Annotated in this window: 17 protein-coding genes; 5 read left to right on the top strand and 12 right to left on the bottom strand. The window is 64.7% G+C overall.

The window, feature by feature from the left end:
• Nucleotides 1–9: 9 nt before the first annotated feature.
• The 3 genes from OE856_RS06465 to OE856_RS06455 form a co-directional block, all read right to left on the bottom strand.
• Nucleotides 10–963, bottom strand: a complete 954-nt coding sequence (locus OE856_RS06465) for an OmpA family protein (RefSeq protein WP_263715253.1) — start codon at nt 961–963, stop codon at nt 10–12.
• Nucleotides 964–1,147: 184 nt separating this feature from the next.
• Nucleotides 1,148–1,846: a GNAT family N-acetyltransferase gene (locus OE856_RS06460; protein ID WP_263715252.1), complete on the bottom strand. Its 699-nt coding sequence runs from the start codon at nt 1,844–1,846 to the stop codon at nt 1,148–1,150.
• On the bottom strand, nt 1,843–2,574 hold the full coding sequence (locus OE856_RS06455) for a competence/damage-inducible protein A (protein WP_263715251.1): 732 nt from the start codon (nt 2,572–2,574) through the stop codon (nt 1,843–1,845). The genes OE856_RS06460 and OE856_RS06455 overlap by 4 nt, the downstream gene beginning before the upstream one ends.
• 45 nt (nt 2,575–2,619) lie before the next feature.
• On the opposite strand from OE856_RS06455, the gene sfsA reads away from it, so the two are divergent.
• The gene (sfsA, locus tag OE856_RS06450) at nt 2,620–3,330 is read left to right on the top strand and encodes a DNA/RNA nuclease SfsA (protein ID WP_263715249.1); all 711 of its coding nucleotides are present in this window, start codon (nt 2,620–2,622) and stop codon (nt 3,328–3,330) included.
• 57 nt (nt 3,331–3,387) lie between these two features.
• Nucleotides 3,388–4,203, top strand: coding sequence for a type I methionyl aminopeptidase (gene map, locus OE856_RS06445; RefSeq protein WP_412174866.1), 816 nt, complete (start codon nt 3,388–3,390; stop codon nt 4,201–4,203).
• Here map and OE856_RS06440 read toward each other — a convergent pair whose 3' ends face one another.
• From OE856_RS06440 to OE856_RS06430, 3 genes are read right to left on the bottom strand one after another with little or no spacing between them, the layout of a single operon-like run.
• Complete coding sequence (locus OE856_RS06440; RefSeq protein ID WP_263715247.1) at nt 4,204–4,866, bottom strand: type VI secretion protein; 663 nt, start codon at nt 4,864–4,866, stop codon at nt 4,204–4,206.
• A 49-nt stretch (nt 4,867–4,915) separates the two neighbouring features.
• Nucleotides 4,916–5,485 carry a 16S rRNA (guanine(966)-N(2))-methyltransferase RsmD gene (gene rsmD / locus OE856_RS06435; protein ID WP_263715246.1) on the bottom strand — a complete coding sequence of 190 codons (570 nt, stop codon included), beginning with the start codon at nt 5,483–5,485 and terminating at the stop codon, nt 4,916–4,918.
• Nucleotides 5,482–6,693 carry an NAD(P)/FAD-dependent oxidoreductase gene (locus tag OE856_RS06430; RefSeq protein WP_263715245.1) on the bottom strand — a complete coding sequence of 404 codons (1,212 nt, stop codon included), beginning with the start codon at nt 6,691–6,693 and terminating at the stop codon, nt 5,482–5,484. Before OE856_RS06430 ends, rsmD begins: the two co-directional genes overlap by 4 nt.
• 87 nt (nt 6,694–6,780) lie before the next feature.
• On the opposite strand from OE856_RS06430, the gene OE856_RS06425 reads away from it, so the two are divergent.
• Complete coding sequence (locus tag OE856_RS06425; RefSeq protein ID WP_263715244.1) at nt 6,781–7,266, top strand: peroxiredoxin; 486 nt, start codon at nt 6,781–6,783, stop codon at nt 7,264–7,266.
• 37 nt (nt 7,267–7,303) lie between these two features.
• Here the strand turns inward: OE856_RS06425 and OE856_RS06420 are convergent, their stop codons facing one another.
• Genes OE856_RS06420 through OE856_RS06400 form a run of 5 tightly spaced genes read right to left on the bottom strand, consistent with a single transcriptional unit; the run spans nt 7,304 to nt 10,853 of the window.
• The gene (locus OE856_RS06420) at nt 7,304–8,134 is read right to left on the bottom strand and encodes a mechanosensitive ion channel family protein (RefSeq protein ID WP_263715243.1); all 831 of its coding nucleotides are present in this window, start codon (nt 8,132–8,134) and stop codon (nt 7,304–7,306) included.
• Nucleotides 8,125–8,394, bottom strand: coding sequence for a 4a-hydroxytetrahydrobiopterin dehydratase (locus OE856_RS06415; protein ID WP_263715242.1), 270 nt, complete (start codon nt 8,392–8,394; stop codon nt 8,125–8,127). The genes OE856_RS06420 and OE856_RS06415 overlap by 10 nt, the downstream gene beginning before the upstream one ends.
• On the bottom strand, nt 8,381–9,571 hold the full coding sequence (locus OE856_RS06410; protein WP_263715240.1) for a GNAT family N-acetyltransferase: 1,191 nt from the start codon (nt 9,569–9,571) through the stop codon (nt 8,381–8,383). Before OE856_RS06410 ends, OE856_RS06415 begins: the two co-directional genes overlap by 14 nt.
• 50 nt (nt 9,572–9,621) lie before the next feature.
• The gene (locus OE856_RS06405; protein ID WP_263715239.1) at nt 9,622–10,392 is read right to left on the bottom strand and encodes a glycerophosphodiester phosphodiesterase family protein; all 771 of its coding nucleotides are present in this window, start codon (nt 10,390–10,392) and stop codon (nt 9,622–9,624) included.
• Nucleotides 10,389–10,853: a RidA family protein gene (locus tag OE856_RS06400; RefSeq protein WP_263715238.1), complete on the bottom strand. Its 465-nt coding sequence runs from the start codon at nt 10,851–10,853 to the stop codon at nt 10,389–10,391. Before OE856_RS06400 ends, OE856_RS06405 begins: the two co-directional genes overlap by 4 nt.
• A gap of 195 nt (nt 10,854–11,048) precedes the next feature.
• On the opposite strand from OE856_RS06400, the gene OE856_RS06395 reads away from it, so the two are divergent.
• The gene (locus OE856_RS06395) at nt 11,049–11,819 is read left to right on the top strand and encodes a VacJ family lipoprotein (RefSeq protein WP_263715237.1); all 771 of its coding nucleotides are present in this window, start codon (nt 11,049–11,051) and stop codon (nt 11,817–11,819) included.
• Entirely contained in the window at nt 11,809–12,408 is a 600-nt protein-coding gene (locus OE856_RS06390; protein ID WP_263715236.1) for a phospholipid-binding protein MlaC, read from the top strand. The genes OE856_RS06395 and OE856_RS06390 overlap by 11 nt, the downstream gene beginning before the upstream one ends.
• On the opposite strand, the gene OE856_RS06385 is transcribed toward OE856_RS06390, so the two are convergent.
• Nucleotides 12,405–14,393 (bottom strand): transglycosylase domain-containing protein, encoded by a 1,989-nt coding sequence (locus OE856_RS06385; RefSeq protein WP_412174865.1) that lies wholly within the window; start codon nt 14,391–14,393, stop codon nt 12,405–12,407. The two genes, OE856_RS06390 and OE856_RS06385, sit on opposite strands and share 4 nt — an antisense overlap.
• Between the last annotated feature and the right edge of the window lie 432 nt (nt 14,394–14,825).

Here is a 14,825-nt window from a genome sequence, read left to right as displayed (position 1 = left end):
TGTGTGTGACTACTGGGTCGAGGTGAGAATCACTTCGACCCTTCTGTTTTGGGTGCGCCCGTCATCGGTCAGGTTGCTGGCCAATGGCGCCAGAAAACCCACGCCGCGCGCCTCGATCTGCTCGGCCGGAACGGCCAGCGCCAGGATCAGATGTTCGCGCACCGCCTCGGCCCGCTTTTCCGACAGGGCGATATTTTTCTCCAGCGCGCCTTCGGCATCGGTATGACCGACCAGCGTGATCTTGCGGTCAGGATTGTCCAGCAGATACTCGGCCAGCGCCGACAGCGACACGAATTCATCATCGATCAGGGTCGATGACCCGGTTTCAAAGCTGAGATCGGCCAGAACCGCGCGGCCCTGGTTTTCCAGCTCGGCTGCAATCGCCTCGGGCTCTGCCGGCAATTCGGTCACCGGCGGATTCTTGGTCGAGGCGGCAAACAGCGTCGCACCCTCGGCGCCGGGGGTGCCAACGCGGGTGATCTGCACGAAGCCCCGCGCGCTGGAACGGCTGATCATCAGGCTGATATATTCGGGGGCCTCGTCGCCCATGCGTTGGGCCGACAGAAACCGGTAATCGCCCAGATCGACATGCATCTCGGGCTCGGGCAGCACATCGGTCGCATAGCGGAAATCGAACCCGCCGCAGGCATCGGTTTCGCATTCGAACAGAATCTCGAAACCGGCCTCGGTCAGCTGGTCGCGCAGCGGGGTCAGCAGTTGCAGCGTCGTCGCACCGGGGCTGCGATAGGTCCAGGCCTGGCGCAGCACCTCGCCCTCGGCCCAGATCGTCTGGATCTCGGCGCCGTCCCACGGGCCGATGGGCAGGCGATAGCTGGCCAGCGGCTCGGACTGTTCGGCCGCGCGCACCGCATGGGCGGGCAATTCCAGCATTCCGGCCGGCGCCATTGCCGGCATCAGCGCCGCCATGGCGGCCGTCAGGGTCATTTCACGCAACATCTTCATCTCTGTGCTCCGTGACACGTCGCGACAGGCGCATTTGGGGCCCGCGCGTCCGGCAAGTTAGGCTGTTCCTGGCAGATTGAAGAGAAGAATTGGTTAAAGCCCGACCGCTGCTGCATCATCCACAGATCCAGCGCCATCAATGGGGCTTTGCCATCCGTCAACTGCTAGGGCCTCGTTACGGCTGTTATTTCCTGTAGTGGTAGTGTCCCACAACACGCATTCCAAGGGAAGTACACAGCGTACAGGCCGGTTCGTTCGATTGCAGAACCAGCGCCACCAGCGTCTCGGCCCCATTTTCTTGGGCCCAGAAAGCCGCGTGACGCAGGATATTGACGGCGGTTCCTTGCCGACGCTGCTCTGGCGTGACCTCAAGTGCATGAAGCATGGCGGTTTTTTCGTGAATCGCGGCGAATGTCACGCCCGAGGCGCGGTCGCGCACGCGGCCCAGAACGGCGGTTTTGGGGCCGGCGACGCGTTGCATCACGGCCATGCGCTCGGGGCCGATCTTGCCCTCGGCCCACAGCTCTTCGATGATGTGCAGGGGCGGCCAGATGTCGAAGGCCGAGACCGGCGGCGGGCGCTGGGTCGCGATTTCGCTCACGGGCGCGGAATAGATCGCGACCGGATCATGCAGGCCATAGCCCGCCTGGGCCAGAGCGGCGTCCAGGTCCTCTTGCCCGTCCTGCACCATGAACAAGGGCTCTTGTCCCAGCGCGCGCATCGCGGCCTCGGCCGTGGCGATGTCATCGGCGTTGACCGGCCCGGTCGCGGTGGCAGCCGACACGCGCTGTCCGCCACCCTGGCCGTCGCGAATGACCCAGGGGCCGATACGGTCGAAACGGGCGGCGGGCCAGGTTGCGTCGATGATGTCGTAGATGCTCATGCGGTGTCTCCGGGGAAATGCGCGGCCAGCCGGGTGGCTGCGCTGTCGATGCGGGCGGCATCATGGCCGCGGATCACGATATTGGCGCCATAGGCCCCGTCGCGCACGAACGGATAGGATCCGAACGACAGATCGGGAAAGGCCTCGGCCAGGTCGGACAGGGGGGTGGCGATCTCGCCCTCGCCGCGGTTGATGCGCAGGGTCTGGCTAAGCAGCGGCGCGCCGCCCGTCAGCGTCGGCATGACCGAGGCCACCATCGCCTGAAAAATGTTCGGCACCCCGGCCATCACATGCACATTGCCAAGGGTGAACCCCGGCGCGACCGAGATCGGGTTGTCGATCAGCGTGGCCCCGTCGGGGATGCGCGCCATGCGCTGGCGAGCGGCGTTGAATTCCTGCCCGGTGCGGGCGTAATGCGCGGCCAGCAGGGCGCGCGCGTCGTCGCGGATGCCGATCGGCACGCCAAAGGCGGCGGCGATGGCCTCGGCGGTGATGTCGTCATGGGTGGGGCCGATCCCGCCCGATGTGAACACCGTATCATGGGCCGCGCGCAGCGCATTCACCGCGTCGATGATCGCCTGCCGGTCATCCGATACGATCCGCACCTCTTTCAGCATGATCCCGTGCTTGGTCAGCTCGCCCGCCAGGAAATGCATATTGGCATCGCGCGTGCGGCCCGACAGGATTTCATCCCCGATCACAAGCATGGCGGCGGTAGGGTTCGGCATGGTGCGCTCCTTGAGGTGGCTCCAATCACGGTATAGGTCCGGGGCATGCGCTTTCAAACCCCTCTTGTGCCCGGTCGGCTGATCCGTCGCTATAAACGTTTTCTGGCCGATATCCGGCTGGAGGATGGCCGCGAGGTCACCGCCCATTGCGCCAATCCCGGCTCGATGATGGGGCTGGCCGACCCCGACATGCGTGTCTGGGTCGAGCCGAATGATGATCCGAAGAAAAAGCTGAAATTCGGCTGGCGGCTGGTCGATCATGAAAACGGCCATTTCACCGGGGTCGATACATCGGTGCCCAACCGCGCCCTGCGCGCCGCGTTGCAGGCGGGCGAGGTGGCCGAACTGTCGGCCTATCGCGCCATCCGCCCCGAGGTGAAATACGGAGCCAACAGCCGGATCGACTTTCTGCTGACCCAGCCCGGCCTGCCCGACACCTATGTCGAGGTCAAAAGCGTGACCCTGCGCCGCGAGGGCGACCTGGCCGAGTTCCCCGACAGCGTGACCGCCCGCGGGGCGAAACACCTGGCCGAGCTGGCCGAGATGCACGCCCAGGGCCATCGCGCGGTGATGCTGTTTCTGGTGCAGCGCACCGATTGCGCCCGCGTGGCCGTGGCCTCTGATATCGACCCGACCTATGCCGCAGCCTGTGACGCGGCCCGTGCGGCGGGGGTGGAAATGCTGGCCTATGACACCCGAATTTCCCCCGACGGCATCGACCTGGGCCATGCCTTGCCCGTGGTGCATGGCCGCTGAGACTGGCAAACCCCGGAAAATCGCAGTATCTAGGCTGCAAATCGAATGGAGACTGCGTTGGAAGACACTGCGCGCGGCCGCCTGACCAAGGACGGCATCAGAATTTACGAACCCGGTGATTTTGCGGGGATGCACGCGGCGGGCCGTCTGGCAGCCCAGATCCTTGACGAAATCTCGGACCATGTGTTCCCCGGTCAGAATACCGCCGAGATCGACCGGATCATCACCCAAAAGGTCGAAGAGGCCGGCGCGAAATCGGCCACGATCGGCTACAAGGGCTATCAGCACGCCAGCTGCATCAGCGTGAACCATGTCGTCTGCCACGGCATTCCCGGCGATAAAAAGCTGAAGGACGGCGATATCCTGAACATCGACGTGACCGTCATCGTCGATGGCTGGTTCGGCGACACCAGCCGCATGTATGTGGCTGGCAAACTGCCCCGCAAGGCCGAGCGGCTGATCCAGGTCACCCATGACGCGCTGTTCAAGGGCATCGAGGCCGTCAAGCCCGGCAACACCTTTGGCGATATCGGCTATGCCATCCAATCCTATGTCGAAAGCCACCGTATGAGCGTGGTGCGCGATTTCTGCGGCCACGGTCTGGGCCGCGTCTTCCACGCCCCGCCCAACGTGCTGCACTATGGCCGCGCGGGCACCGGTCCGGTGCTGGAAGAGGGCATGTTCTTTACCATCGAACCGATGGTGAACCTGGGCCGCCCCGAGACCAAGGTGCTGGCCGATGACTGGACAGCCGTCACCCGCGACAAATCGCTGAGTGCACAATTCGAACATTCCGTGGGCGTCACGGCAGACGGGGTCGAGATCTTCACCCTCTCGCCCGCCGACCGGTTCCACCCGACCTGGGTCGAGTGATCACCAGTTGCACGCCTCGCGCAGGGGTGTGATCGCGGTCTCCAGCCCTGAGATGTCGAATTCGGCGTCCATCGCGCTTTCGGAATGCGGGGTGGCGCGCAGATACAGACGATCATGCCCCAGCAAGGTTTTGATGAACGGGATCGCGCTGCCACCCGACCACAGGCCAAGCGCTTCGTTGTTGTTGGATTCTGTCAGGCGCTTGGACTGAACCGGATCTTTGTCCAGCCGGTAGGTGACCGTGCCGTGCTGGTAATCCGACATGAAATGCCCGCCGAAATGAAACCAGATGCTGGTTGTGTTTTCACGGCAGGCAATCAGCAGGCTGAACCGCGTATCGCGACCGAAACGGCCGCGGTTGGTTTCCAGCGCTTCGTTCAGCAAGATCACGTTGGTGCTGTCATCCAGCGGCGAAGTCTTGATCGACGTTACCCAGCGCGGGTTGACCGCGGGGGCGGGGGGCGTGGCCTGAGGGGTGTTGGGCGCGTCCACAGGGGTGTTGGGCGTGGCCTCGACAGCCGGGAATAACGCATCAAAACAGGCCAGCCGGTCGGCATTTGCCGTGATGGCGGCACAGGTTTCGGGCGTGTCGGCCATTGCGGGGGCTGCCAGTATGCAGGCCAAGCCCAGCGCGCGAAGGGTGATCGATAGGGTTCTGCTCATGACACCATCCTTGTTGATGGCGCCATTCACCCAATGGCTGTGCCGGGTGTCAAGCTTCTACCCCGGCGCGCAGGATCGAAATCCGCGTGTCGCCGTATTTGCGCTGATCCAGCAGGGTGACGCCCTCGGGCGGGATGATCTCGGCGCTGTCTTCCCAGACGATCAATGCCTCGGGCGCGATCCAGACGCCAGCCATTGCCGCGGCTAGCGCCCGTTCGCCCAGCCCCTTGCCATAGGGCGGATCCAGAAAGATCAGATCGAACGGCGCGGCGGTGCACTCGCCCAGCTTGGTCGCGTCGCGGCGAAATACCTTGGTCACGCCCATGGCGCGGCATTTTTCCACGTTCTCGCGGATCAGGGCGCGGGCCTTGCCGCCGTCATCGACAAAGGTCACATGCGCCGCGCCGCGCGACAGGGCCTCTAGCCCCAGCGCGCCCGTGCCGGCAAACAGGTCCAGCACCCGCGCGTCGGTGATCGGATCACCATAGCCGCCGTTGACCAGCAGGTTGAACAGGCTTTCGCGCACGCGGTCGGTGGTTGGGCGCAGATGCGCGCCCGGATCGCCCTTGCCGACCGAGGCCAGCGCCATGCCCTTGAACTGCCCCGAGATAATCCTCATCGCTTCATTACCGCCATCAGGTTGGTGGCGGGGTCGGCGGCCTCGTCTGGGGTGATCGCGCCGCCGGTTTCCAGCATGCGCTTGGCCACCATATAGGCGCGGGGTTCGTTCATGGCATCGACGGCCAACAGGCGGTCGCCCGCGAAATACCAGTGGCTGACCGCGCCGTCCTTGTCGCCCGGGCGCACCACCACGCGGTCATAGCCGGTGTTGAGCCCCGCGATTTGCAGTTTCACGTCATATTGGTCTGACCAGAACCACGGAAACGGCTGATAGTCGCGCCCGACGCCCAGCATGTTCTCGGCCACGCATTCGGCCTGGTCGATGGCGTTCTGCACGCTTTCCAGCCGGATGCGCCCGCCGCGATAGGGGAAGGATGCGCAATCGCCCGCCGCCCAGATCGCCGGGTCCGAGGTGCGGCCCTGCGCATCGACCGCGATGCCGTTTTCCAGCACCAGCCCCGCCGCCTGCGCCAGCCCGGTAGCGGGCGTGATGCCGACCCCGACGATCACGAAATCGGTTTCCAGCTTGCAGCCATTGGTCAGAACCGCGCCGTCGACGCGGCCCTCTCCGGTCAGGCGGGTCAGGCCCACGCCCTCGCGCAGGTCGACGCCATGGGCGCGGTGAAGGTCGCGGAAATAGGCGCTGGTCTCGGGCGCGGCGACCCGTTGCAGGATGCGGTCGGCCATTTCCACCAGCGTGACCTTGAGGCCCAGCTTGGCCGCCACGGCCGCGGCCTCTAGCCCGATATAGCCGCCCCCCACGATCAGAACCCGCGCGCCGGCCGTAAAACGCGGCGCCATCGCATCGACATCGGCCAGCGTGCGCACCACATGCACCCCATCCAGCGCGCCGCCAATGCCGGCGGGCAGGTGCCGCGCATCCGATCCGGTGGTCAGGGCCAGTTGGTCATAGCCAATGACCTGATCGCCAACCGTCACGGTCTTGGCCGCGCGGTCGATCGCGGTGACGGGCTGACCGGTGATCAGGCGAATGTCATGCTCGGCATAAAACGCCTCGGGCCGCAGATAGAGCCGCTCTGCCCCGATCTCGCCCAGCAGGTATTTCTTGGACAAGGGCGGGCGCTGATAGGGCGGGGCGGTTTCGGCGCCGATCAGGGTTATCGCGCCCTCATGGCCCTGCGCCCGCAGTTTTGCCACCAGCGACAGCCCGGCCTGACCGGCCCCGATCACCACGATATGATCCATATTCCCGTCCTCGCTTATTTCGCCTCTGGCGCGGCGCGCGCTAACTGTTCACACTGGACCTACGCGAACAGAATGGAAGGATGCAACATGACACTAGAGGTAGGCGCAACCCTGCCCGATGCCAACATGGTGACGCTGGGCGCCAATGGCCCCGAAACCGTGGACCTGGCCGACAAGCTGAAGGGCCGCAAGGTGGTGCTGTTCGCACTGCCCGGGGCCTATACCGGGCCGTGCTCGACGATCCACCTGCCCAGTTTCATCAAGGTGATGGGTCAGCTGCGCGACAAGGGTGTGGACGAGGTGATCTGCGTTGCGGTCAACGACCCGTTCACCCTGGCCGCCTGGGGCAAGGATACCGGTGCGACCGAGGCCGGGATCACCCTCTTGGGCGATGCCGACGGCAGTTTCACCAAGACGCTGGGCATGGATTTCACCGCCCCGCACCTGGGGCTGATCGGGCGGTCGAACCGCTATGCGCTGGTGCTGGAAGACGGCGTGATCACCGCCGCCAAGGTCGATGATCCGGGCGTGTGCGACATCTCGACCGGCGAACACCTGCTGGCCGCGATGTAACGAAAAAGGCCGGGCCATGGCGGCCCGGCCTTTGATCTTAGCCCTCTTGGCGGATCATGATCTGCGTCGGGAAGGGAATATCGACACCGGTCTTGTCGAACGCCTCTTTCACGGCGCGGGTCAGGTCGAATTTCATGTCCCAGTAGTCATCCTTTTTACACCAGACGCGAACGGTGAAATCGACCGAGCTGTCGCCCAGGTTCGACACTTTGATGAACGGTTGCGGGTCACCCAGCGCGCGGGGCTCGGCCGCGATGCAGTCGCGGATCGCCTGTTCGGCCACTTGCAGGTTCGACCCGTAGGACACGCCGAACAGCATGTCGCAGCGGCGCGTGTCATTGTACGAATAGTTGGTGATCGGCGCGCCCCAGATATCGCCATTAGGCACGATGATCTGGATGTTGTCGGGGGTGGTCAGCTCGGTAAAGAACAGGTTGATCGTGGCCACGGTGCCGGTTTCCCCGCCCGCGATCACATAGTCACCCAGCTTGAACGGCCGAAAGCCCACCAGCATGACGCCCGCCGCCAGGTTCGCCAAAGTGCCCTGCAAGGCCAGGCCAACGGCCAGACCCGCCGCACCGATCAGCGCCACCAGCGAGGTGGTCTCGATGCCGAAACGGTTGAGGATAAAGATGGCGGCAATCGCCAGCACGGTATATTTCGCCAGGCTGCCCAGAAACGCCATCAGCGTGGTGTCGAAACGTTTATGCTTTTTGGGCAGGTTGGTGATGCGCCTGCGCACCCGGCCGCTAAGCCAGAGCGCCACGATCAGAATAAGGACAGCCGTCACCAGATTCAGGCCCAGCTGGATCACCCAAGGCAGGTTCTCTTTGATCAGAACCTCGACCTCGGCAATGCTCAGTTCCATGATATCTCGTCCATCTTTCTTGCAAGTTCAGTGTCTTTCGCCGTCAATCCGCCGGCGTCATGCGTTGTCAGCGAGACCGATACACGGTTGTAGACATTTGTCCAATCGGGATGGTGGTTCATCTGCTCTGCAACCAGCGCAACCCTTGTCATCCAGCCAAAGGCCGAGGCGAAATCGGCAAAGCGATAGGTCTTGGTGATCGCGGTGCCGGCGTCGTTCAGCGCCCAGCCCGCGGCTAATAGCGGCTCAATCCCTTTCATCTAACCCTCCTGCGGCTTTCCTGAACGGGCCATAGCCGGTCAGGATCTCGATATCCTCGCCCACGGCGGCCCGTTCGGCGATCAGGTAGCGGTCGACCGCATCCGCAAAGCTCGGATCGCCGATCCAGTGCAGCGAATGGGTTTCCACCGGCATATAGCCCCGCGCCAGCTTGTGATCGCCCTGCGCGCCCGCCTCGACCCGCGCCAGCCCATGGGTGATGGCATGGTCGATGGCCTGATAATAGCACGCCTCGAAATGCAGGCAGGGGTGATCCTGGGTGGCGCCCCAATAGCGCCCGAACAGCGCGTCGCGGCCGATGAAATTCAGCGCCCCGGCAATGGGCGTGCCGTCGCGCTCGGCCAGAACCAGCAGCATGTCGTCGCGCATCGTGGCATGGGCGATGTCGAAGAACACCCGCGTCAAATAGGGCGAGCCCCATTTGCGCGCGCCCGTGTCCTGGTAGAAGCGCCAGAAATGGTCCCAGTGGTGCGGCTTGATCTGGTCGCCGGTCAGGGCGTGGATCGTGCCGCCAAAGCCCTGCGCGGTGGCGCGTTCCTTACGGATGGTCTTGCGTTTGCGCGAGGACAGCGCCGCCAGAAAGGCGTCGAAATCGGCGTAGCCGTCGTTGAACCAGTGATACTGCTGTCCGATCCGGTGCATCAGGCCCATCGCCTGGCCCGCCTCGGACTCGGGTGCGGAACAGAATGTCAGATGCAGCGATGACAGCCCGTTATTGGCCGCCAGTTGCACCGCGCCCTGCATCAGCGCGGCCTGCCCGGTGACCTCGAACCCGGGCCGCGTCAGCAACCGGCGCCCCGGCACGGGGGTGAAGGGCACGGCGATTTGCAGCTTGGGGTAATAGCGCCCGCCCGCGCGTTCATAGGCATGGGCCCAGTTGTGATCGAACACATATTCGCCCTGGCTGTGCGATTTCAGATAGGCCGGGGCGACGCCGATGACCTGGCCACCGGCCCGCGCCACCAGGTGCTGCGGCTGCCAGCCGGTGCCGGGGCCAACCGATCCGCTTTGCTCAAGCGCGCTGAGAAACCGATAGGTGGTGAACGGATCAAACGCCCGCCCGCCCTCTGCCACCTCGGGGCAGGCGCAGGCGTCCCAATCCTGCGCCGCGATGGCGGACAGGCCGGATATCGCGGTCAGTTCAACCTCGGTCTGCATGGCGCCCCGTTCCGTTTCCTGTTCAATAGATGGCCCCGGCCCCGGCGGGGTCAAGCGGCGGGCAGCGGGGCAAGATAGCCCTCGAAGGTGATGTTGTCGGCGATCTGGCGGGCGCGGGCCTCTTGCCGGGGCGATTTCACCGTCCAGCACAGCACCGGCACGCCGCGCGCTTTCAGCGCCTGAACCGGGGCCGAGTTCAGCGCGGTAAACCGGTGGCTGATGAAACTGGCCCCCACCGCGTCGAAATCGGGAATGGCGCGCAGGCGCTTGCGCACGGGGGCGGGCAGGCTGGGCCAGTTGCGCCGACGAAAGGCACAGGTCGTCAGCCCGCAAGGCCGCTCGGGCACCAACTGCGCCAGCCGCGCCACCGAATGCGGGTTGAACGACATCACCGCCACATCGCCGCCATAGCCTGCCAGCGCCTGGGCGGTCGCATCTTCCAGCGTGCCGATATCGGGGCCCATCGCGCCATCCTGGTCTTTCAGCTCCAGCAGCACCGGCACCCGGCCATCGACCTGCGCCAAGACCTGTGCCAGCGTCGGAATTCCGGCCTGCCCGCCCAGCAGCGGGATCTGCCCCAGCTGATCGGCGCTCATGGCGTTCACCGCGCCCTCGCGCCCGGTCAGGCGCTTGAGGTCGTAATCGTGAAACACCATCGCCACCCCGTCGGACGAGGGTTGCAGGTCGATCTCGATACCATAGCCCGCGCGGATCGCGGCCTCGATCGCTTCGGTCGAGTTTTCCGGCCGCCCCCGCGCCAGGTCATGCAGTGCACGATGGGCCAGCGGCAGGTGCAGGAACGCGGGCGGCAGCGGCGTCATTTGATGAGAAACACCCCGTCGATCTCGACCGCGACGCCAAAGGGCAGCGATGCCGCGCTGACCGCCGCGCGGGCGTGGCGGCCCTTGTCGCCCAGGGCCTCGACCAGGAAATCCGAGGCGCCGTTGACCACCTTGGGCTGGTCGCCGAAATCGGGGGTCGAATTGACAAAAGCGGTCAGTTTAACCACCTTTTCCAGCCGGTCGAGATCGCCCCCGCAGGCGGCCTTGACCTGGGCCAGCAGCGCGATCGCGCATTGTCGCGCGGCGGCTGTGCCCTGTTCGATGGTCGCATCGGCACCCAGCTTGCCGATCATAAACGCGCCATCGGCCATGGGGATCTGCCCCGACACATGCACCATGTTTCCGACCACCACATAGGGCACGTAATTCGCCGCCGGTGCCGGCGCGGCGGGCAATTGAACGCCAAGTTCTGCAAGGCGGGTTTCGATCTGTCCAGGCATGAGTGATCTCCGTTTTCGGTTCGCCACAGGCTAGCCTTGCCCGCGCCGCTGGGAAACTGAAAAGCGCATGTCACCGCAAGGCCACAAACATCTGCCATCAAATTGTCGTGCTATGGGCTTCTGCGCGAGTTTCACTATGGTATGCGAATCCGGAACCTAAAGTTGAGATTGCCCTTGTTTTCTGTCGCCCGGCCCATGCCCCGCCCGTTTCGTCTTGTCGCGATTACGCTTGCGTTCGCGGCCCTGGCGGCCTGTTCGGCCAAGACGCCCGGCGGGATCAACGACCCGCATGAACAGCAAAACCGCCAGGTGCACGCCTTTAACGCCGGGCTGGACCGGATGCTGATGCGGCCCACTTCGCATGCCTATGGGTCGATCCTGCCCCAGCCGGTGCGCACGGGCGTCGGCAATTTCGCCTCGAACCTGTCGCTGCCGGGCGTGATCGTGAACGACCTGTTGCAGCTTAATATCAAGGACGCGCTGTCCAATACCGGCCGTTTCGCCTTCAACACCGTTGTGGGCGTGGGCGGTGTGCTGGACCCGGCCACCCATATCGGCCTGGCCGAACGCCCCACCGATTTCGGCGAAACCCTGCATGTCTGGGGCGTGGGCGAGGGCGACTATATGGAACTGCCGGTCCTTGGCCCCTCGACCGAGCGCGATACCGTCGGCAAGGTCGTCGATTTCGTCATCAGCCCGACCCGCCTGCTGTTGAACAGCCCCGAGCGCGAATACGCCCTGGGCATTCAGTTCAGCGCCAAGCTGGGCCAGCGCTACCGCTTTACCGATACGGTTGATTCCATTCTTTACGACAGCGCCGATAGCTATGCGCAGGCGCGGCTCCTATATCTACAGAACCGTCGCTTTCAGTTGAACGGTCAGGAAGACCTGACCTATGCCGACCCCTATGGCGACCCGTATGATGATGCCTATGCCGACCCGTATGAGGACCCCTATGCCCAGTAACCTGTCACGTCGTTTTGTTCTCACGGCCGCCGCTGCTGCGGCGCTGGCCCCGGCCCTGCCGGCGCAGGCGCTGACCACCAGCCAGGCCTCGGCTCTGATCGACCGGGTGATCGCCGACATCAATGCCGTCATCAACTCCGGCAAGAGCGAAGCCGTCATGATCCGCGAATTCGAGCGCATCTTTACCACCTATGCCGACGTGCCGATCATTGCGCGCTCGGCGCTGGGGGTGGCGGCGCGCAGCGCGTCCTCGGCCCAGCTGAACCGTTTCACCGAGGCCTTCCGCGGCTACATGGCCCGCAAATACGGCAAACGCTTCCGCGAATTCATCGGCGGCCGCCTCGAGGTCAAGGGCGCCAAGCCGGTCAAAAGCTTCTACGAAGTGAAAACCACGGCCTTCCTGCAGGGTCATTCGCCCTTTGAAGTGACGTTCCTGGTCTCTGACAAAAGCGGTCGCGACCTGTTCTTCAACATGCTGATCGAAGGCGTGAACATGCTGGCGACCGAGCGCACCGAAATCGGCGCCATGCTCGATCGCAACCGTGGCAATGTCGACGCGCTGATCAGCGACCTGCAAAGCGCCGGTTAACCGCCGCCCAGAATCGAGCGCAGCACGCCGCGCAGCAGGTCTTCGTCACGTTCCTTGCGACGCTTCCGGCGTTCCTCGCGCTTGACCTTGCGCTGTTCCTCTTGGGTGAGGATCGGCGGGGCCACGGGCACGTCCATCGGCAGGGCGCGGGCGGGCACGCCCTCGTGCACGCGCACCATGGTTTCACGCCAGATATCGGCGGGCAGCCCGCCGCCGGTCACGCCCGTCAGCGGCGTGTTGTCGTCATAGCCCATCCACACACCGACCACGTAGTCGGCGGTGAACCCGATGAACCACGCATCGCGCGCGGCCTGGGTGGTACCGGTCTTGCCGGCGGCCGGACGGTCGGGCAGGCGGGCGCGCTGGCCCGAGCCGCGCTCGATCACCTGGGTCATCATATAGGTCAGGCTGCGGGCCGCGCGTTCGCTGATGACGCGTTCGCCCATGCCGCCTTCCTGGCCCATCAGCGGCGTGTCATCGCCCTGCAGGCGCAGCTCTGTCAGCCCATAGGGGCGAACGCTGAGGCCGCCGTTCAGGATGCCGGCATAGGCGCCGGTCATCTCGATCAGGGTCGATTCCGACGTGCCCAGCGCCAGCGCCGGACCCACGGCCAGATCGCTTTCGATGCCGAAATCGGCGGCGATCTTGCGCACATTCTCGCGGCCCACCGATTCAGACACGCGGATCGCCGGAATGTTGAACGACTGCGCCAGCGCGGTGGTCAGGGTGACGCGCCCGTGGAACTTGTTGTCATAGTTGCGCGGCGTGTAGGGGCCCGATCCGGGCACGTGAATGGTGATCGGTTCGTCAACCACGGTGGCGTTGGGCGTAAAGCCCAGGTCCAGCGCGGCGGCATAGACGAACGGCTTGAAGGACGACCCGGTCTGGCGCAGAGCCATCGTCGCGCGGTTGAACGCGCCCGACACCTTGGTCTGGCGCCCGCCGACCATGGCGCGCACGGCGCCGTCCGACGACATCACCACGATCGCGGCCTGCGCTTTCGATCCCTCGCTGACCTTGGTGTCAAAGATATGCGCCAGCGCGTCCTCGGCCGCGGTCTGGATGCGCGGATCGAAGGTGGTGCGGATGATCACGTCCTCGGTCGTGTCGCGGGTCAGGAAGGACGGGCCGTCCTCCATCACCCAATCGGCAAAATAGCCACCCGCCCGCGCGGCGGCGGCCTCGGACAGCTCGGCCGGGTTGGCGCGGGCGTTGCGGGCCTCAGCGGCCGAGAGATAGCCCTGATCCTCCATCAGCCCGACGATCAGATTGGCGCGATCTTGCGCGCGTTTCAGGTTGCTGGTCGGCGCATAGGTCGACGGCGCCTTGAGCAGCCCCGCCAGCATCGCTGCCTCCGAGGCGCTTACCTCATTGGCGGACTTGCCGAAATAGCGCTGGCTGGCGGCCTCGAACCCGCGCGCGCCGGCGCCCAGATAGGCGCGGTTGAGATAGATCGTCAGGATCTCGTTCTTGCTGTAGCGCGCCTCCATCGCCATCGCATAGATCGCCTCCTTGATCTTGCGTTGCAGCGTGGTGCGGCGGCAGTCGGCCTCGTAATCGGTTTCCGATTTCCACGTGTCGGCATCATAGGGCACGCCCAGGCACAACAGTTTCGCGGTCTGCTGGGTGATGGTCGAACCGCCATTGCCCGACAGCGGCCCGCGGCCTTCGCTCAGGTTGATGCGGACGGCGCTGGCGATGCCGCGCGGGCTGATGCCGAAATGGCGGTAGAACCGTTTGTCCTCGGTCGCGACCACGGCCTCGCGCAGCACGGGGGCGACGGTGTTGGCGTTGATCTGGCCGCCGAATTGATCGCCGCGCCAGGCGAAAACCTCGCCCGAACGGTCCAACAGCGTCACCGATCCGCGGGTGCGACCGTCAACCAGTTCGCTGACCGGCGGCAGGCTGGCGGCGAAATAGCCGACCGACAGCGCAATGAGAATCACCACCACAAGGCCGACTCGCCAGGCGGCCGTCCAGATCATGCCGGCAATCCTGCCCAGCAGGCGGCGCAGCCACCCGAGCGGCCCCTTGGGTGGGGCCTTGCGCGGTGAACGCCTTGTTTTCCTGGGTCTCGCGGGCTTCGCGGCGGGCTTTGCGGCCGGTCGTTTTGTGCGCTTGTCAGCAACAAGAGGAGGCCTGCGCCCGTTCGAACTACCCATGTGTCTACCGTTTATGACTGCTCTTTTTGAAATGCATAACGAATTTGAGGCCGGATGTTTAGGCGGGGAATGCCCCAAGCGGGCTTTCGCCAACTGCCCTAATATTGGGCGCGCGCCGTCATTTGTGCAAATTTTGTGCAAGAGTTCAGGATTCAGGCGGGTCGGACCCCCGCCGCTTTCTTGTGCTGCACCTGCGAAATAGCCCTTCCTTACGTCATGCAATCCCCGCAGGACGTCCTGCCAAACGGAAGGGAA

The organism is Actibacterium sp. XHP0104 (genome assembly GCF_025751515.1).
Taxonomy (GTDB): Bacteria; Pseudomonadota; Alphaproteobacteria; order Rhodobacterales; family Rhodobacteraceae; genus Actibacterium_D.
Note: the sequence above shows the minus strand (reverse complement) of the source record. Positions and strands in the feature narration are given on the sequence as shown.